The sequence below is a fragment of the Lentzea sp. NBRC 102530 genome (assembly GCF_030269365.1).
GTDB lineage: Bacteria > Actinomycetota > Actinomycetes > Mycobacteriales > Pseudonocardiaceae > Lentzea.
On the sequence record NZ_BSTF01000013.1, the window covers coordinates 241,801 to 258,223 of the forward strand.

Consider the following 16,423-nt stretch of genomic DNA (forward strand, 5'->3'; position numbering starts at 1 on the left):
GTTCGCCCGTTCCGCCATGGTGTAAAGGCAGCACCTCTGATTTTGGTTCAGATGGTCCAGGTTCGAATCCTGGTGGCGGAGCAGGACCTTGATAGCGCAGGGTCAGGGTGTCTTTGGGAGGTGCGAAGCTGCCCGAGGAAACGGTCGACGAGCAGGGCAACGTGGGCCACCGCCATCACGAGATGTCCGACGCGTGGCTGGTGGGTCGCGCGTCCGAACTCGTCGCCGTGGCCCAGAGCAGCCACCTCGCCGCGCAACTGGACGCCGCCTCCGAGATCGACCACATCCTCGCCGAGGCCCAGGGCCGCGGAGAGCCCCGCATCGTCGCGCAGCTGCTCAGAGCCGCGGCCGTGGTCCGGTTGGTCACGCCGGGGCTGGTCGACATGTCCGACCCGCAGCTCGACGAGATGCTCTCGCACTGCCGCCGCCACGGCCTGATCGTGCTGGAGGCGGACGCGCGCGCGTTGCGCGGACGCCGGTTCCTGCTGGGCAACGCCGAGGACAAGGCGCTGACCGAGATCGCGTCGGCGCTCGCGATGATGCTCGACGAGGAACCGGACGTGGACCCGGTCTTCGACAAGCGCGTCTGGGACCAGCTGCTGGCCAACACGTTCCAGGACATCGCGCTGGTGCTGACCCAGCTCGGCGTCTACGAGATGGCCGACGACGTGCTGGCGGGCGCGAACAACGCGTTGCGCGAGAGCGGCCAGCCCCACCAGATCTACGTGCACCTGGTCAACCGCGCGCGGCTGCGGATCGGCTGGGGCATGCGCCTCGAACGGGTGAACCTGCACGACGCCGCCGCTGAGCAGTTCCGGATGGCGTCCGGGCTCGCCGAGGCCGCCGAGGTGCCGTTCCGGCAGTCGCTGCACCCCGGCCGGCGTGACCTCGACGCCGCCGAGCAGGTGCCGATCCTCGGTGCCGCCCACGCGCTGACGAACCCGGCGGAGAGCCACCTCGACCGGCTGTGGTCGTTGCGCGGCCTGTCCATGTACGCGCGAGAGTTGATCATCGTCGCGATCGCGCTGGCCCGGTGCCTCGTCGAGGCGAACCGGCTGGACGACGCGCTGAAGGTCCTCGACGACACGCGCACGCAGATGGAGCACGACACGTCGGAACCGTCGCTGGTGCTGTCGCTGGAACGCGAGTACGCGCACCTCTGCGGCCCGCACACGACGTCGGCGTTGCAGGCGTACAACGCGGCCCTGGAGATGGAGCTGTGGCAGATGCGCGAGTCGCGCGTGGCCACGTTGCAGACCCGACGCGAGCACGAACGGCTGACGCGCGCGCACGGCCAGATCGCGCAGCAGGCGTTGCAGGACCCGCTGACGGGCCTGCCGAACCGCCGCGCGCTCGACGACAAGATGGGCGAGCTCATCGCCGGTCAGGTCGACCCGTTCTCGATCGCGCTGGTCGACCTCGACGGCTTCAAGGGCGTGAACGACCGGCATTCACATGCCGAGGGTGATGATGTCCTCCGGGTGATTGCCAGCACACTCCGGCAGGCCCTGCGGGGCGACGACATGGTGGCCCGCTACGGCGGTGACGAGTTCGTCGTGCTGCTGCCGGGGGCCCCTCTGCACGCCGCCGAAGCAGCACTCGGACGGGCCGTGGATGCGGTGGCAGGCTTGCCAATCGACCTCTCGCGCGGGGTCACGCTGTCGGTCGGCGTGATCTCCCTGCGCCCCCGCGAAACGGCGAATCAGGCCCTGTCAAGGGCGGACTCGGCGATGTACGTGGCGAAGCGTCAAGGTGGCTGCCAGGTGGCCGCGGTGGCTGGAGAGCCGTCCGCGGAGGCCTAGGCTGGTCGGCGGACTTCGAACCACCCAGCCTGTTAGGGAGAGCATTGATGCTCGAGGGCCCTGTCAGCACGGTCGTGCTCGCCGCCGGGGAAGGCACCCGCATGCGGTCGTCCACGCCCAAGGTGCTGCATCGGATCGCCGGACGCTCACTCGTCGAACACGCGGTGCGCGCGGCGGCCGGCACAGACCCCGACCACCTCGCCGTCGTCGTCGGACACGGCCGTGAAGCAGTCACTGAGCATCTGGACACTCTCGCCGGCGCACTGGGCCGCAAGGTCACCGTCGCCGTGCAGGCCGAGCAGAAGGGCACGGGCCACGCCGTCTCGTGCGGCCTCGCCGAACTGCCGGACGACCTCGGCGGCACGGTGATCGTCAGCTACGGCGACGTGCCGCTGCTCGACACCCAGACCCTCACGGCCCTGCTCGCCGAACACGGCGAGGCCGGCAACGCGGTGACCGTCCTGACGGCCGTGGTGGAGAACCCCACCGGGTACGGCCGGATCGTGCGCGACTCCGACGGCACCGTGCTGCGGATCGTCGAGCAGAAGGACGCCTCCTCCGCGGAACAGCTGATCACCGAGATCAACTCCGGTGTGTACGCGTTCGACGCGGCGGTGCTGCGTGACGGGCTCTCCCGGTTGTCCACCGACAACGCGCAGGGCGAGCTCTACCTGACCGACGTGCTGGGCATCGCCCGCGGTGACGGCCTGCGGGTCGGCGCGCTGATCGCGTCCGACCGCTGGCTGGTCGAGGGCATCAACGACCGCGTGCAGCTCGCGGCCGTCGGCAAGGAGATGAACCGCCGCATCGTCGAGGGCCTGATGCGCGGTGGCGTCACCGTCGTCGACCCGGCGTCGGTGTGGGTCGACGCGGACGTGACCGTCGGCCAGGACGCCCTGATCGAGCCGAACGTGCAGCTCCGCGCGGGCACGGTGATCGGCGCGCGTGCCACGGTCGGCCCGGACACGACCCTGTCCGGCGTGACGGTCGGTGAGGGCGCTTCGGTCGTGCGAACCCACGGCAGCGACTCGGTGATCGGCGACAACGCGTCCGTCGGCCCGTTCGCCTACCTGCGCCCAGGCACGTCTCTAGGCGTGAAGGGCAAGATCGGCACGTTTGTCGAGACGAAGAACTCGCAGATCGGTGCCGGTTCGAAGGTCCCCCACCTGTCCTACATCGGCGACGCCACGATCGGCGAGCACAGCAACATCGGCGCGGCCTCGGTCACCGTCAACTACGACGGGGTGAACAAGCACCGCACGATCGTCGGTTCCCACTGCCGCACCGGCTCGGACAACATGTTCGTGGCACCGGTGACGGTGGGCGACGGCGCTTACACGGGCGCGGGCACGGTCCTGCGCCGCAACGTCCCACCGGGCGCGCTCGCCGTGTCCGGGGGCCCGCAGCGCAACCTCGAGGGCTGGGTCATCAGCCGCCGCGAGGGAACGGCAGCGGCTCAGGCGGCAGCCGAGGCCCTGGCGAAGCAGAATGCCGACGAGAAGACAGAGGAGGGTCGCTGACCGTGAACCCGCAGATGCCCGGCACACCGAAGAAGAACCTGATGCTCTTCGGCGGGCGTGCCTACCCGGAACTGACGGAGGAGGTCTCGAAGCACCTCAACGTCACGGTGACCCCGCAGTCCGCCTACGACTTCGCGAACGGCGAGATCTTCGTCCGCTTCGAGGAGTCCGTCCGCGGCTGCGACGCCTTCGTCATCCAGTCGCACACCGCGCCCATCAACCAGTGGCTGATGGAACAGCTGATCATGGTCGACGCCCTCAAGCGCGCCTCGGCCAAGCGCATCACCGTGATCATGCCGTTCTACCCGTACAGCCGTCAGGACAAGAAGCACCGCGGCCGCGAACCGATCTCCGCGCGCCTGGTCGCCGACCTGTTCAAGACCGCGGGCGCCGACCGCCTCGTCTCGGTCGACCTGCACACCGCCCAGATCCAGGGCTTCTTCGACGGCCCGGTCGACCACCTGTGGGCCATGCCGCTGCTGGCCGACCACATCCGCGGCAAGTACGCGGGCCACGAGATCACCGTCGTCTCCCCCGACTCGGGCCGCACCAAGCTGGCCGAGAAGTGGGCGGACACCCTCGGCGGCGCGCCGATCGCCTTCATCCACAAGACCCGCGACCCGCTGCGCCCCAACGAGGTCGTCTCGAACCGCGTCGTCGGCAAGGTCGAGGGCCGCCTCTGCATCGTGATCGACGACATGGTCGACACCGGCGGCACCATCGCCGGCGCCGTGAAGCAGCTCCTGAACGAGGGCGCGTCCGACGTGGTCATCGCGGCCACGCACGGCATCCTCTCGGGCCCCGCGACCCAGCGCCTGCAGGACTCGGGCGCCCGCGAGGTCGTGTTCACCGACACCCTGCCGATCCCGGCGGAGAAGCGGTTCCCGAACATGACCGTGCTCTCGATCGCCCCGCTGCTGGCCCGGGTGATCCAGGAAGTGTTCGAGGACGGCTCCGTCACGTCGCTGTTCGACGGCAACGCCTGACTTCAGCTCCACCGAAGGGCCTTCCGCGGCGCGGGAGGCCCTTCGGCTTTTCGAAGTCGGCACGAACCGCGGTCGCCGACGCAAGGCGACCCGGAACCAGCCCGCGGACCGACCCGCCACCGAGCCCGCAACCCGACGCGCCAAGGTTCACCCGCCCGTGGAGCACCCCCGATTACCACCTCCGACCCGCACTCACCTACACTGGTCGGGTTGCCTCGGCGAGGGCGAGCTACCCAGCTCGGCGTGATCGACGCGGTGGCTTGATGCCGCGCGTGTTGACCCCTGTTCCGCGCTGCTCGCCGCCGCAGGCCACCACCCAGAGCTGAAGACCGCTGAACCGCTGAACCTTGTGCACCGCCCCGACGTACAAGGCCAGACTTGTAAGGAGTACCCCACCGTGTCCGAGGTTCGTCTCGCCGCTGAGCAGCGCACCGAATTCGGCAAGGGCGCAGCCCGCCGCACCCGTCGCGCCGGCAAGATCCCCGCGGTGCTCTACGGCCACGGCTCCGACCCCAAGCACCTGGCCCTGCCGGCGCTGGAGTTCGCCCGCGTGGTCCGTGAGCACGGCCAGAACGCCGTCCTCACCCTCGCCCTCGACGGCGCGGCTGAGCTGGCGCTCACCAAGACCGTCACCACGCACCCGATCAAGAACTACATCGAGCACGTCGACCTGCTGCTCGTGAAGCGCGGCGAGAAGGTCACCGTCGACATCCCCGTCGTCGTGACCGGTGAGGCCCAGTCGGGCACGCTCGTCACGCAGGACGCCACGACGATCACCGTCGAGGCCGACGCGCTGAACATCCCGGAGCAGGTCGAGCTCTCGATCGAGGGCAAGGAGGCCGGCACCCAGATCCACGCCGGTGACCTGGAGCTGCCCAAGGGTGTCACCCTGGCCACCGACGCCGAGGCCCTCATCGTCGCCGTGAACGAGGCGCCGTCCGCGGCGCAGCTCGAGGGTGACGAGGCGGCCGCTCCGGCCGAGGCCACCGAGGAAAGCTGAGCCCCATCACGTCGGGCCGAAACGACGGCGCGTCGCCTCCTCACAAGGGGGGCGGCGCGCCGTTGCAGTACCTGCGCCCGGCAGACGTCCGGTCGAAGACCTTCCGCCGCAAGCGCCAGGGCTACGACCCGGACCAGGTCAACGAGTTCCTCCACATCGTCGCCGACGCGCTCGCCGGCAGGCTGCGGCTGAACCCGGACCACGTGCGCACCGTCCGGTTCGCCACGGTCCCGAACGGCTACGACCCGCTGAGCGTCGACGGCGTGCTGCACCTGCTGGAACACCAGGTCCGCAACGGCATCGTGCCGCCCACGGGCCTCAACTCCGGCGAGGACCTGCACGCGCGCAAGCTCGGCAAGACCGGCACCGGCTACGATCGCGCCGAGGTCGACGCCTTCATCGCCCGTGCCGCGGCCAACCTGGACGGCCGGGGCTCCATGACCTCCACCGAGGTCCGCAACACCCGGTTCAGCACCACGTCCGGCCTGCTGGGCAAGGGGTACCAGGTGCAGGCCGTGGACACGTTGCTGGACGATCTCGAGCAGGAGTTGCGGTTCCGTGGACGCTGACCTCGCCCTCATCGTCGGGCTGGGCAACCCAGGCCCCAAGTACGAGGGCAACCGCCACAACATCGGCTTCCTCGTCCTCGACGAACTGGCCGCGCGCGTGGGCGGCAAGTTCAAGGCCCACAAGTCGGGTGCCGAGATCGTCGAGGGCCGCCTGTCCGGCCACCGCGTCGTGCTCGCCAAGCCCCGCAGCTTCATGAACCTCTCCGGCGGCCCCGTCGCGAGCGCCGTGAAGTTCTTCAAGCCCACCACCATCGTCGTGGTCCACGACGAGCTGGACCTCCCGTTCGCGCAGCTGCGGATGAAGCTCGGCGGCGGCGACAACGGCCACAACGGACTCCGCTCCATCACGAAGTCCCTGGGCACCAAGGACTACCACCGGCTGCGCTTCGGCGTGGACCGCCCGTCCGGCCGCCAGGACCCGGCCGACTACGTCCTGAAGGACTTCTCGACGGTCGAGCGCAAGCAGCTGGCGCTGGAGATCGACAGGGCGGCGGACGCGGCGGAGGCCCTCGTCACCAAGGGCCTGGAAGCGGCGCAAAACAGCTTCCACTGACCTCGCCAGGCGCACGCGGGGCCTCCTGCGATGCGCAGGAGGCCCCGCGTGCGTCCGCGCAGTGGGCTCAGACCAGCTCGGCCGCCGCCGACCGCCGCAGCTTGCCCGAAGGCGTCTTCGGCAACGTCCCCGGCGGCTGCACGACAACAGCGAACGGCCGCAGCCCGACGGCGTCCACGACCCGAGCCGTCACCTGCTTGACCAAGTCCTTCTCGGCAGCTTCGTCCCCGGCGAGCTTCGACTCCAGCACGACGGCGAACCGTTCGCGCTGCGTCCCCGCGTCCAGCCGGACCGCGACGGCGTTGCCGGCTCGCACGCCCTCCACCGAGCACGCGGCACGCTCTACATCGGTCGGGTAGATGTTCCGACCGCCCATGATGATGACGTCCTTGCGGCGCCCGCAGACGACGACCTGGCCGTCCTCCACCAGGTACCCGAGGTCCCCGGTGGACAGCCAGCCCTCAGCGTCCTGAGTGGCCAGAGGACCGTTCACGGTCAGGTACCCGGGAGTCACCGCCTCGCCGCGGATCTGCAACTCACCGACGTCCCGCACGCCCAGCACGTCACCACCATCAGACACGACCCGCAGTTCCAGGCCCGGCAACGGCGGCCCCAGCAACGGGAACGCACGCCCGCCCTCGGTGGGCACGGCGCGGTGCTCGGCCTCCAGCGAGTCGGCGTCCACGACGTCCACCGACAACCCGGTGAACAGCGGTGCGAAAGCCACACCCAGAGTGGTCTCCGCCATGCCGTAGGCCGCCAGGATCGACTCGGGCCGCAACCCGAACCGCTCGCCGGCCGTAACGAAAGCCTCGACGGCGGCCGGGTCGATCGGCTCGGCGCCGTTCAGCGCCAACCTCATCGACGACAGGTCGAAGGAGTCGGAAGAAGAGGCAAGACGGCGGGCCACGATGGCGTAGGCGAAGTTCGGGGCAGCGGTGATCGTGCCCTTGTAACGGGTGATCAGGTCCGCCCACAACGTCGGCCGTGACAGGAAGTCGACAGGGGTGACCTTCACCAGTTCCAGGCCGAAGAGCATCGGCACGGTCAGGAAGCCGACCATGCCCATGTCGTGGAACAACGGCAGCCAGGACACCATCACGTCAGTAGAAGGATCGAGGGCCGCCGCGATCTCCATGCCCCGCGCGTTCGCCATCAGGTTGCGGTGCGTGATTCGCACCGCCTTGGGATCGGCGGTGGAGCCACTCGTCAACTGCAGCAGTGCCGTGGCATCCTCGTCGGTGGGAACAGGAGCAGCGATCGGTTCCGCGTCGAGTTCGGAGAGCAGTCGGTACGGCACTCCGTGCTGGTCCAGAACGGCAGCCAGGGCGTCGAACGGGCTGCCGAGCAGGACCAGACGCGAATCGATCATGGCGAGCACCCGCAGCGTGTCCTCGGCCCACTCGGCCAGGTCGGTGCGTGGTGTGGGTTGATGCAACATCGTGACGCTGCCACCACACAGCCATGCGGCCTGCACGGCTGGGGCGATCACGGCTGGTTCGGCGGCGAGCACGGCGATCGCGGTGCCCGGCGCCACGTCGAGCGCACCGGCCATCCGCCGGGCGCGTTCGTGCACCTCGGCCCAGGTCCGGCGGACGGGCGCGGCGGGTTCACCCGTCGTCATGCCCCTGTCCCTGCCGTTGGAGGCCGTCGCCAGCATCACATCCACGAACTGACTCATGTTCGCGATCGTAGTGGCGCCGTTTGGTCCATCAGGGCGAAACGTTATGCCACGCGAAACGCGATACTCCCCAGTACAGGTACGCAGGAGGAGGTCATTGGTGGATCGGGGCGGTCCCGGAGCGCAGCATCGTCTACCCGCGCATCCGGCTCCTCTGCTCTCCGCGCAGGACGTGGCACTGGTCGCGTTCCACCGTCCACCCAGTGGGCAGCGCGGCTACGACGCGGCTGAGGTGGACGCGTTCCTCGACCGGGTCGAGGGCACCATGAAGAGCAAGGACATCCTCACGCGCGAAGACGTCCTCAACGTCAAGTTCAGCACGGCGACCCGCGATCCGGGCTACGACGTGAACGAGGTCAACGTCTTCATGGAACTCGTGGCGGACACGCTGCGGTCCACTCCGCAACGCCAGCAGGCCGCGGCGCCCGCCAAGGGCGCGCACGCCACGTCGCAGGCGATGAGACCGGCTGTCCGGTTGTCGCCGGACGACGTGGCCGCCGTGCGCTTCCACAAACCCAGACCGGGGACCCGCGGCTACCACGAGGGGCAGATCGACGCGTTCCTCGACCGCATCGAGCAGACCCTGCGCGGCAGGGACAACCTGACGGCCCAGCAGGTGCAGGACGCCGTGTTCGGCGAGACCGCGCCCGGCACGTTCGGCTACGACGAGGAAGACGTCGACACGTTCCTCGATCTCGTGGTGCTGATGTTCGAGGTCGCCCCGCCCCCGCGGGACGCAGGCCCGCCCACCACGGTGCTCCCTCCGCTGCCCCTGCAGCAACAGCGGCCGCAGCAACGCTCCGCCCGGCCGGAGGAACGTCCCCAGCAGCCGCAGCAGCGTCCTCGGCCCTCTCAGGCCCAGCAACGCACGCCCGCGCAGCAGCCCGCGGCGCCGCAGGAGGTCGAAGCGGCGAAGTTCACCGCCGCCGACATCCGCACCATCGCGTTCCACCGTCCGCCGCGCGGCCGCCGCGGCTACCAGGAGTCCCAGGTGGACGCGTTCCTCGACCGCATCGAGGCGACGCTGCTCGGCCAGGACAACCTGACCTCGAAGGACGTCCGCGACATCCGGTTCTCCCGTCCGCTCATCGGACGACGGGGCTACGACGAGACCGAGGTCGACGCGTTCCTCACCGCGATCGAGCAGCAGCTCTCCGGGCCGATGCGCAGCAGCATGCCGCGGGTCAAGTCCTGGAAGGACCTGCGCCAGCTGCGGATCCCGCAGGCGGCGTCCGGTCAGCGCGGGTACCGCACCGCGCAGGTCGACCGGATGCTGGAGGAGATCGGCGTCGCGCTCGACGGCATGCTCGGCGCGACCGCCGACGAGGTCATGAAGGCGCGCTTCAGCTACGCGCTGCTCTCCGGGCAGGGGTACGACACGGCGTTCATCGACGAGCTGTTGCCGCAACTCGCCGACGAACTGCGCCGCAAGGGACGCTGAGCCAGGCCGGGGTCAGCCCTCGACGACCTCGGCCGCGACCATCCAGGCCGTCTCCACTTCGGACTCCTCCGCCAGCACGGCGCGGAGTTCGGCGTCGAGCTTCAGCAGCCGGTCCGGTTCGGTCGCGGCCTCGGCGAGTGCCGCGTGCAGCTCGGCTTCCTTCTTGTGCAGCACCTCGAGGCGGCGTTCCAGCCTGGCCAGTTCCTTGCGGGCGGCCCGCTGGTCGGCGGCGTTCGACGGTGCCTTGGTGGCAGCGGGCGAGGCGGACGCGGATTCCCTGTCCCGCACCGAGTCGCGGCGCTTCAGGTACTCCTCGATGCCGCCGGGCAGCTCGGTCAGGCCGCCGTCGCCGAACAACGCGACGACCTTGTCGCACACGCGCTCGACCAGGTACCGGTCGTGGGAGATCACGACGAGCGTGCCTGCCCACGAGTCCAGCAGGTCTTCCAGCTGCTGCAACGTGTCGATGTCGAGGTCGTTGGTCGGCTCGTCGAGCAGCAGCACGTTCGGTTCGGCCATCAGCAGCCGGCAGAGCTGCAACCGGCGCCGTTCACCACCGGACAGGTCCGAGACGGGCGTCCACTGCTTCTGCGACGAGAACCCGAAGCGCTCGCCCAGCTGCGAGGCCGACATCTCGTACTTGCCGAGCACGACCCGGCGGGCGACCTCCTCGATGGCCTCCAGCACGCGCATCGACCCGTTGAGGTCGAGCAGCTCCTGCGAGAGGTGTGCGATCTTGACCGTCGACCCCTGGATCCGCTTGCCCGTCTCGGGTTCCCGCTCTCCCGCGAGCAGCTTGAGCAGCGTCGTCTTGCCGGAACCGTTGACACCGACGAGACCGATCCGCTCGCCGGGACCGATCCGCCACGTCAGGTCGCGCACCAGCACTCGGTCCGGAATGGACAGTGTGGCGTCCTCGACCTCGATCACCGTGCGGCCCAGGCGCTTCTTGGCGAACGCGAGCAGCTCGACGTTGTCGCGCAACGGAGGCACGTCCGCGATCAACGCCTCGGCGGCCTCGATCCGGTAGCGGGGCTTCGAGGTCCGCGCGGGTGCACCACGGCGCAACCAGGCGAGTTCCTTGCGCGCCAGGTTCTGCCGCTTCTCCTCGAGCGTGTCCGCGAGCCGCTGCCGCTCGGCGCGCGCGAAGATCCAGTCGGCGTAGCCGCCCTCGTACTGCTCGACCTTGCCGTTCACGACCTCCCACGTGCGGTTGCAGACGGTGTCGAGGAACCACCGGTCGTGGGTGACGACGACGAGCGCGCACTTGCGGGCCAGCAGGTGCTCCGCGAGCCACCGCACGCCCTCGACGTCGAGGTGGTTGGTGGGCTCGTCGAGCACGAGGAGTTCGAGGTCCTGGATCAGCGCGGCCGCGAGCACGACGCGGCGCCGCTCGCCACCGGACATCCTGCTGACGACGGAGTCGAGGCCCAGCGCGGTGATCCCCAGACCGTCCAAAATGGATCGGACGCGGGCGTCGGAGGCCCATTCGTGCTCGGCGTCGAACCCGAGCGGGTCGATCACCGCGTTGCGCACGGTCGAGCCCTCCGGCAGTTCGGTGCGCTGCGTCACGACGGCCATCCGCAGGTCGCGCGACCGGGAGACCCGGCCGTCGTCCGCGGGTTCCACCCCGGCCAGGACCTCGAGCAGCGTCGTCTTGCCGCCGCCGTTCAGGCCGACGACGCCGATGCGGTCGCCCTCGTTGACGCCGAGCGACACGCGGTCGAGCAGCGGCCGGACGCCGAACGACTTCGCCACGGACTCCAGGTTGACCAGGTTGGCCATCAAAACCTCACGACTTTGGAAGAAACTGCCCGACGAAGGCTACCCACCGGGGCCAAAGGCCCTGTTCACCAGCCTTGGCCGGGGAGCGTGCCCGCAGCGCGCGATCGCCCGGACGGACTACTCACTACGCGTGGACCTCGGGCGGGATGGGCTTCGGCTCTTCTGTCGTGATCACGCGCGCGCCGGGCACCGGGCCGTGCGCCACGCGGACCGTGCGGCACACCCCGGCACCGGCGAGTTCGGCGGCCACCTTCACCGCGGCGTCGCCGTCCTCGCACAGGAACGCCGTCGTGGGGCCGGAACCGGACACGATGCCGGCGAGGGCACCCGCGTCGACGCCTGCGCGCAGCGTGCGGCGCAGGTTCGGCCGCAGCGACACGGCGGCGGCCTGGAGGTCGTTGCCGAGCAGCAGCGCGAGCTGGCGCGGGTCGCCGGAGGCGAGGCCCTCCAGCACGGCCTCGACCTCGCCGACGCGGGGCGGATCTCCCTCCGCGCGCAGGCGGTCCAGCTCGTCGAAGACGTCCGGAGTGGACAGTCCGCGGCGGTCGAACGCGAGCACCCAGTGGAACTGGTGGCGGGCCAGGACGGGCACGATCCGCTCGCCGCGGCCGGTGCCGAGCGCCGTACCGCCGTAGAGGGCGAACGGGACGTCGGCGCCGAGCTTGCCGGCCAGTTCGGCCAGCTCGTCGCGGCTGATGTCGAGGCGCCACAACGACGACAGGCCGACGAGCGTCGCCGCCGCGTCCGCGCTGCCACCCGCCATGCCGCCCGCGACGGGGATGGCCTTGCGGATGACGACGCGGACCTTGGGGTCGTCCGCGTCCTTGCCGACGTGCGCGGCCAGCAGCTGGACGGCGCGCCAGGCGAGGTTGGAGGCTCCGGTGGGCACCTGGTCGGCGCCCTCGCCGTGCACCTCGACGCCTGGTTCGTCGGCGACCGCGACCGTGACCTCGTCCACCAGCGACAGCGCCTGGAAGATCGTCACCAGGTCGTGGTAACCGTCCGGGCGCACGTCACCCACGGCCAGGTGCAGGTTGACCTTGGCCGGGACGCGAACTGTGACCGGGGGAGGAACGACTGCGAGCACCACGTCAGCCTACGGGCGTTCTGGCCCGCCGGACTCCTCCCCCGGTCACTGCCGATCTCACACCGGGATGACCGAACCGTCGAACGTCTGCTTGATGTAGTCCTTGACCTGCTGCGACCCGAGCAGCTCCGCGAGGTCCCTGATCCGCTTGTCGTCCTTGAGCTCGGTGCGGGTGACCAGGCCGTTCGCGTTCGGGTTGCCCTCGGCCTTCTCCAGCGCGAGCGAGTCGGTGGCGGGCTTGAGGCCCGCGTCGATGGCGTAGTTGCCGTTGATGACGGACGCGTCGGTGTCGTCGAGCGACCGCGGCAGCTGCGCGGCCTCCAGGGGCACGAACTGCAGGTTCTTGGGGTTCTCCGCGATGTCGCGGACGGTGGGCTGGTCAGCCTGCTTGAGCTTGATCAGGCCGTTCGCCTCCAGCAGCCGCAGGCCGCGGGCCTCGTTGGTGGCGTCGTTGGCGACGGCGACCTTGGCCCCGTTCTGGAGCTCGTCGAGCTTCTTGACCTTCTTGGAGTACAGGCCGAGCGGCTCGACGTGGACGGGCTGGACCCACTCCACCTTGGCGCCGCTCTCCTTGGTGAACGTCGCCAGGTACGGGACGGTCTGGAAGTAGTTGGCGTCGAGCGAGCCGTCGACCAGCGCCGTGTTCGGCTGCACGTAGTCGGTGAACTCGACGACCTCGATCTTCAGACCCTTCTGCGCGGCGAGGTTGTCGGCCACGTACTTGAGGATCTGGGCGTGCGGGACCGGGGAGACCCCGACCTTGAGCGTGTCGGCGGCGCTGGAGGTACCGGACGAGCAGGCGGACAAAGCGCTGATACCGGTCAAAACGGCGGCGATCAGGGCAGCACGAATACGCATGACGTTCCTTTTGAGAATTTGCTGACGGTCAGACTGAGGCGTGCCGGCGCCGGTCGGACGCGCGGGCGGCACGGGTGAAACCGAACTGGATCACGGTGGTCAGCACGGCGAGCCACGCCACGGTGCTCCACAGGATCCGGTCGTTGAAGCGCTGGTAGCCCTCGCGGATCGCCAGGTCGCCGAGGCCACCTCCACCGATCACGCCGGCCATCGCCGAGTACCCGATCAGGGCGATCACGGTGACGCCGATGGCGTTGATCAGGGCGGGCATCGACTCGCGGACGAGCACGGACCTGACGATCTTGAGGGTGCTCGCCCCGGTGGTGATCGCGGCTTCCACCACGGTCACGTGCACCTCGGACAGGACGTTCTGCACCAGCCTGCCGACGAACGGGATCGCTCCCACGGCCAGCGGCACGATGACCGCCGTGCTGCCGATGGAGCCGCCCACGATGAGGCGCGTGACCGACGTGAGCGCCACGAGCAGCACGATGAACGGCATCGAGCGGCCCAGGTCGGTGACGAAGCTGAGGATCCTGTGCACCGCGGCGTTCGGCCGCAGCCCACCCTTGGCGGTGAGCTGGAGCCAAACACCCACGGGAACGCCGAGCAGTGTTGCGATGACCGTGGAGACGCCGACCATGTACAGCGTTTCTCCGGTGGCCTCGACGAGGTACGAGATCACGTCGGACCAGGGTGTTGCAGACCTCACGCAGCTACTCCCTGTGGCCCCTTCAGGGACCTCTGCACAGCGCCGCCGGCCTCGCCGATCCACTCCAGCGCCGAGTCGGAGCGCTCACCGTTCAGGCCGAGCCGGAACCGCGCGACGGGCGTCTCGCCGAGGCGCGTCAGGCCACCGCCGACGATGTTGAGCTCGACCCCGAACCGGTGCGCGGCCTCGGGCAGCAACGCGCCGACCGCGGCGAACCCGACGAGCACGACGTCCGCGACGCGGTCGTAGGCGCTCTCGTTGATCGGGTTGAGGTCGACGGCGGGCAGCAGGGCGCTGCTCGTGCGGCTGATCGGGTTGTTGACCAGGTCGAGCACCTTGCCGTGTTCGACGACCTTGCCCTGCTCCAGCACCGCGACGTCGTCGCAGATCTTCCGGACCACGCCCATGTCGTGCGTGACGACGAGGACGGTCACACCGAGCTCAGCGCGCGCACGGTCGAGCACGGTCAGCACGGAGCCGGTCGTCTCGGGGTCGAGGGCGCTCGTGGGCTCGTCGGCGAGCAGGACGGACGGGTTGGCGGCCAGCGCACGCGCCACGGCGATGCGCTGACGCTGCCCGCCGGACAGCTGGTCGGGGTACGCGGCGGCCTTGTCGGTGAGCCCGACGAGGTCCAGCAGCTCACCCACGCGGGTGCGGCGCTGCGGTCCGGGCACGCCGGCGGACTCGAGGGGCAGCGCGATGTTGCCGGCCGCCGTGCGCTGACGGAGGAGCGAATCCCCTTGCGGCACAACGCCGATCTGACGGCGGGCGGCCCGCAGCGCCGAGCCGTCGAGGCTCGTGATGTCGGTGCCGTCGACGCGGATCGCCCCGGAGTCGGGACGCTCGAGCAGCGCGACGCACCGGGCGAGCGTCGACTTGCCGGCGCCGCTCGGGCCGACGACACCGAGCACGGTGCCGGCCTCGACGTCGAGGGTCACGCCGTTGAGGGCCGAGACGCCCTGGAAGGTCTTGGTGAGGTTTTCGACAGTGATCACTTCTGCTCCACGGCTGCGCGCGACGGCACACCGTCCTGTTCGGACGTGCGCGGTCGAAGTCTGCTGCTCAGGGGTGTGCGCCACTCTTCGTTCGAGTGCGCGTCAAAGGACTTTGAGAAGGCGCCTTAGACGAGGTGGCGACGACATGCAGAAGCGGTGCGACGGCACTGGTCGACGACTCGACGGCGCGTCAGCATTCGCACGGTACCCATGGTGCTCCTCCATCGGTCCTGGCGTTAGCACCTGCCCGCATCCAGCGGGTGGTTGCTGCGACGTCGTAGAGCCAGGTCTCTCAGTCGCTCCGGATGGCAAGTAGCAGTCAACCGGACGGACGTTCGGTTGCGCAAGCCAAAACCGGATTCGTTCGACAGATCACACTGTTGGCCGAAGGATCCCCGGCCTAGACCTCGGCGATCCGGATGAAGTCGATCACCGTCAGCTGTTCGCCCCGGACTTGAGGGTCGATGCCGGCCTTTTCGAGCAGTTCGTCGACGTTCTCGGTGTGCCCCTTGAGGGCTGCCCTCAGGGTTTTGCGGCGCTGGGCGAAGGCGGCGTCGACGAGCCTGAAGAGCTTCTTACGGTCCACTGTGGAGAGTGGGCTTTCGTGGCGCTGGAAGGAAACCAGGCCCGAGTCGACGTTCGGGGCGGGCCAGAAGACGTTCTTGCCGATGCTGCCGGCCTTCTTCGCGTCGGCGTACCAGGCGAGCTTCACGCTGGGGACGCCGTAGATCTTGCTGCCGGGCTTCGCGGCCATCCGGTCGGCCACTTCCGCCTGGACCATGACCAGACCCTTTTGGAGGGACGGGAGTTCGGCCAGGAGGTGGAGGACCACGGGGACCGCGACGTTGTACGGGAGGTTGGCGACGATCGCGGTGGGTGGTGCCGGCAGGTCCTCTTGGGTGACTTTCAGGGCGTCCTTGAGGACGACGTGGAGCTTGTCCGCGTTGCCCGGGTCGAGTTCCTGGACTGTCTGCGGGAGCCGTTGGGCCAGCGGGGGGTCGATTTCCACCGCGATGACCTTGGCCGCGTTGGGGAGCAGGGCGAGGGTCAGGGAGCCCAGGCCTGGGCCTACCTCGAGGACCACGTCCTCTTCGGTCAGGTCGGCTGCTGCGACGATCTTGCGGACCGTGTTGGGGTCGTGCACGAAGTTCTGGCCCAGTTTTTTGGTCGGGCGGATGTTGAGTTCCGCGGCTAGGCGGCGGACTTCGGCAGGTCCCAGCAGGCTCACCCTGGCATTCTCGCAGGTTGGGTGCAGGGCCTATGACGAGCCGGGTCATTTCATCGCCGCTGGCGCGTCGATGGGGATTGGGGCTTGACAGTGAGGATGTGTGTGGTGGTTCTCGCTGGGCTGGTCTGACTCGTGGCTTGACTGACCTTGTGTCTTTCCGAAGATCTGTCGTCTGGTCTGGTGGGGACCGCTGCCAGGGTGTTCAC

Annotated in this window: 14 protein-coding genes, 1 tRNA gene and 1 riboswitch; of the genes, 8 read left to right on the plus strand and 7 right to left on the minus strand. The window is 69.4% G+C overall.

The window, feature by feature from the left end; translation table 11 throughout:
* The first annotated feature begins 10 nt into the window (after positions 1–10).
* From QSK25_RS31770 to pth, 7 genes are all read left to right on the plus strand, one after another.
* Positions 11–81 (plus strand) — tRNA-Gln (locus QSK25_RS31770).
* A 26-nt stretch (positions 82–107) separates the two neighbouring features.
* Positions 108–1,802: a GGDEF domain-containing protein gene (locus QSK25_RS31775; protein WP_285643690.1), complete on the plus strand. Its 1,695-nt coding sequence runs from the start codon at positions 108–110 to the stop codon at positions 1,800–1,802.
* Positions 1,803–1,849: 47 nt separating this feature from the next.
* Positions 1,850–3,322: a bifunctional UDP-N-acetylglucosamine diphosphorylase/glucosamine-1-phosphate N-acetyltransferase GlmU gene (gene glmU / locus QSK25_RS31780; RefSeq protein WP_285643691.1), complete on the plus strand. Its 1,473-nt coding sequence runs from the start codon at positions 1,850–1,852 to the stop codon at positions 3,320–3,322.
* Between the two features lie 14 nt (positions 3,323–3,336).
* Positions 3,337–4,308, plus strand: coding sequence for a ribose-phosphate diphosphokinase (locus QSK25_RS31785; protein WP_285643718.1), 972 nt, complete (start codon positions 3,337–3,339; stop codon positions 4,306–4,308).
* Between the two features lie 397 nt (positions 4,309–4,705).
* Positions 4,706–5,308 (plus strand): 50S ribosomal protein L25/general stress protein Ctc, encoded by a 603-nt coding sequence (locus tag QSK25_RS31790; protein ID WP_285643692.1) that lies wholly within the window; start codon positions 4,706–4,708, stop codon positions 5,306–5,308.
* A 62-nt stretch (positions 5,309–5,370) separates the two neighbouring features.
* A complete protein-coding gene (locus QSK25_RS31795; protein ID WP_285643693.1) occupies positions 5,371–5,877 on the plus strand; it encodes a DivIVA domain-containing protein in 507 nt (168 codons plus the stop codon).
* The gene (gene pth / locus QSK25_RS31800; RefSeq protein ID WP_285643694.1) at positions 5,867–6,430 is read left to right on the plus strand and encodes an aminoacyl-tRNA hydrolase; all 564 of its coding nucleotides are present in this window, start codon (positions 5,867–5,869) and stop codon (positions 6,428–6,430) included. The genes QSK25_RS31795 and pth overlap by 11 nt, the downstream gene beginning before the upstream one ends.
* Before the next feature lie 67 nt (positions 6,431–6,497).
* Here pth and QSK25_RS31805 read toward each other — a convergent pair whose 3' ends face one another.
* The gene (locus tag QSK25_RS31805; RefSeq protein ID WP_285643695.1) at positions 6,498–8,111 is read right to left on the minus strand and encodes a fatty acyl-AMP ligase; all 1,614 of its coding nucleotides are present in this window, start codon (positions 8,109–8,111) and stop codon (positions 6,498–6,500) included.
* Positions 8,112–8,211: 100 nt separating this feature from the next.
* On the opposite strand from QSK25_RS31805, the gene QSK25_RS31815 reads away from it, so the two are divergent.
* The gene (locus QSK25_RS31815) at positions 8,212–9,552 is read left to right on the plus strand and encodes a DivIVA domain-containing protein (RefSeq protein WP_352236603.1); all 1,341 of its coding nucleotides are present in this window, start codon (positions 8,212–8,214) and stop codon (positions 9,550–9,552) included.
* Positions 9,553–9,564: 12 nt separating this feature from the next.
* On the opposite strand, the gene QSK25_RS31820 is transcribed toward QSK25_RS31815, so the two are convergent.
* The 6 genes from QSK25_RS31820 to rsmA all read right to left on the minus strand — a co-directional run bounded on the left by QSK25_RS31820 (position 9,565) and on the right by rsmA (position 16,211).
* Positions 9,565–11,337 (minus strand): ABC-F family ATP-binding cassette domain-containing protein, encoded by a 1,773-nt coding sequence (locus tag QSK25_RS31820; protein WP_285643697.1) that lies wholly within the window; start codon positions 11,335–11,337, stop codon positions 9,565–9,567.
* Positions 11,338–11,461: 124 nt separating this feature from the next.
* Positions 11,462–12,424, minus strand: coding sequence for a 4-(cytidine 5'-diphospho)-2-C-methyl-D-erythritol kinase (locus tag QSK25_RS31825; protein WP_285643699.1), 963 nt, complete (start codon positions 12,422–12,424; stop codon positions 11,462–11,464).
* A gap of 57 nt (positions 12,425–12,481) precedes the next feature.
* Positions 12,482–13,282 (minus strand): MetQ/NlpA family ABC transporter substrate-binding protein, encoded by an 801-nt coding sequence (locus QSK25_RS31830; RefSeq protein WP_285643701.1) that lies wholly within the window; start codon positions 13,280–13,282, stop codon positions 12,482–12,484.
* Between the two features lie 28 nt (positions 13,283–13,310).
* Complete coding sequence (locus QSK25_RS31835) at positions 13,311–13,994, minus strand: methionine ABC transporter permease (protein WP_285643703.1); 684 nt, start codon at positions 13,992–13,994, stop codon at positions 13,311–13,313.
* Positions 13,991–14,989, minus strand: coding sequence for a methionine ABC transporter ATP-binding protein (locus QSK25_RS31840; protein WP_285643704.1), 999 nt, complete (start codon positions 14,987–14,989; stop codon positions 13,991–13,993). The genes QSK25_RS31835 and QSK25_RS31840 overlap by 4 nt, the downstream gene beginning before the upstream one ends.
* Positions 14,990–15,207: 218 nt before the next feature.
* Positions 15,208–15,301: riboswitch (SAM riboswitch) on the minus strand.
* 88 nt (positions 15,302–15,389) lie between these two features.
* Positions 15,390–16,211 carry a 16S rRNA (adenine(1518)-N(6)/adenine(1519)-N(6))-dimethyltransferase RsmA gene (gene rsmA, locus QSK25_RS31845; protein ID WP_285643721.1) on the minus strand — a complete coding sequence of 274 codons (822 nt, stop codon included), beginning with the start codon at positions 16,209–16,211 and terminating at the stop codon, positions 15,390–15,392.
* Positions 16,212–16,423: the final 212 nt, after the last annotated feature.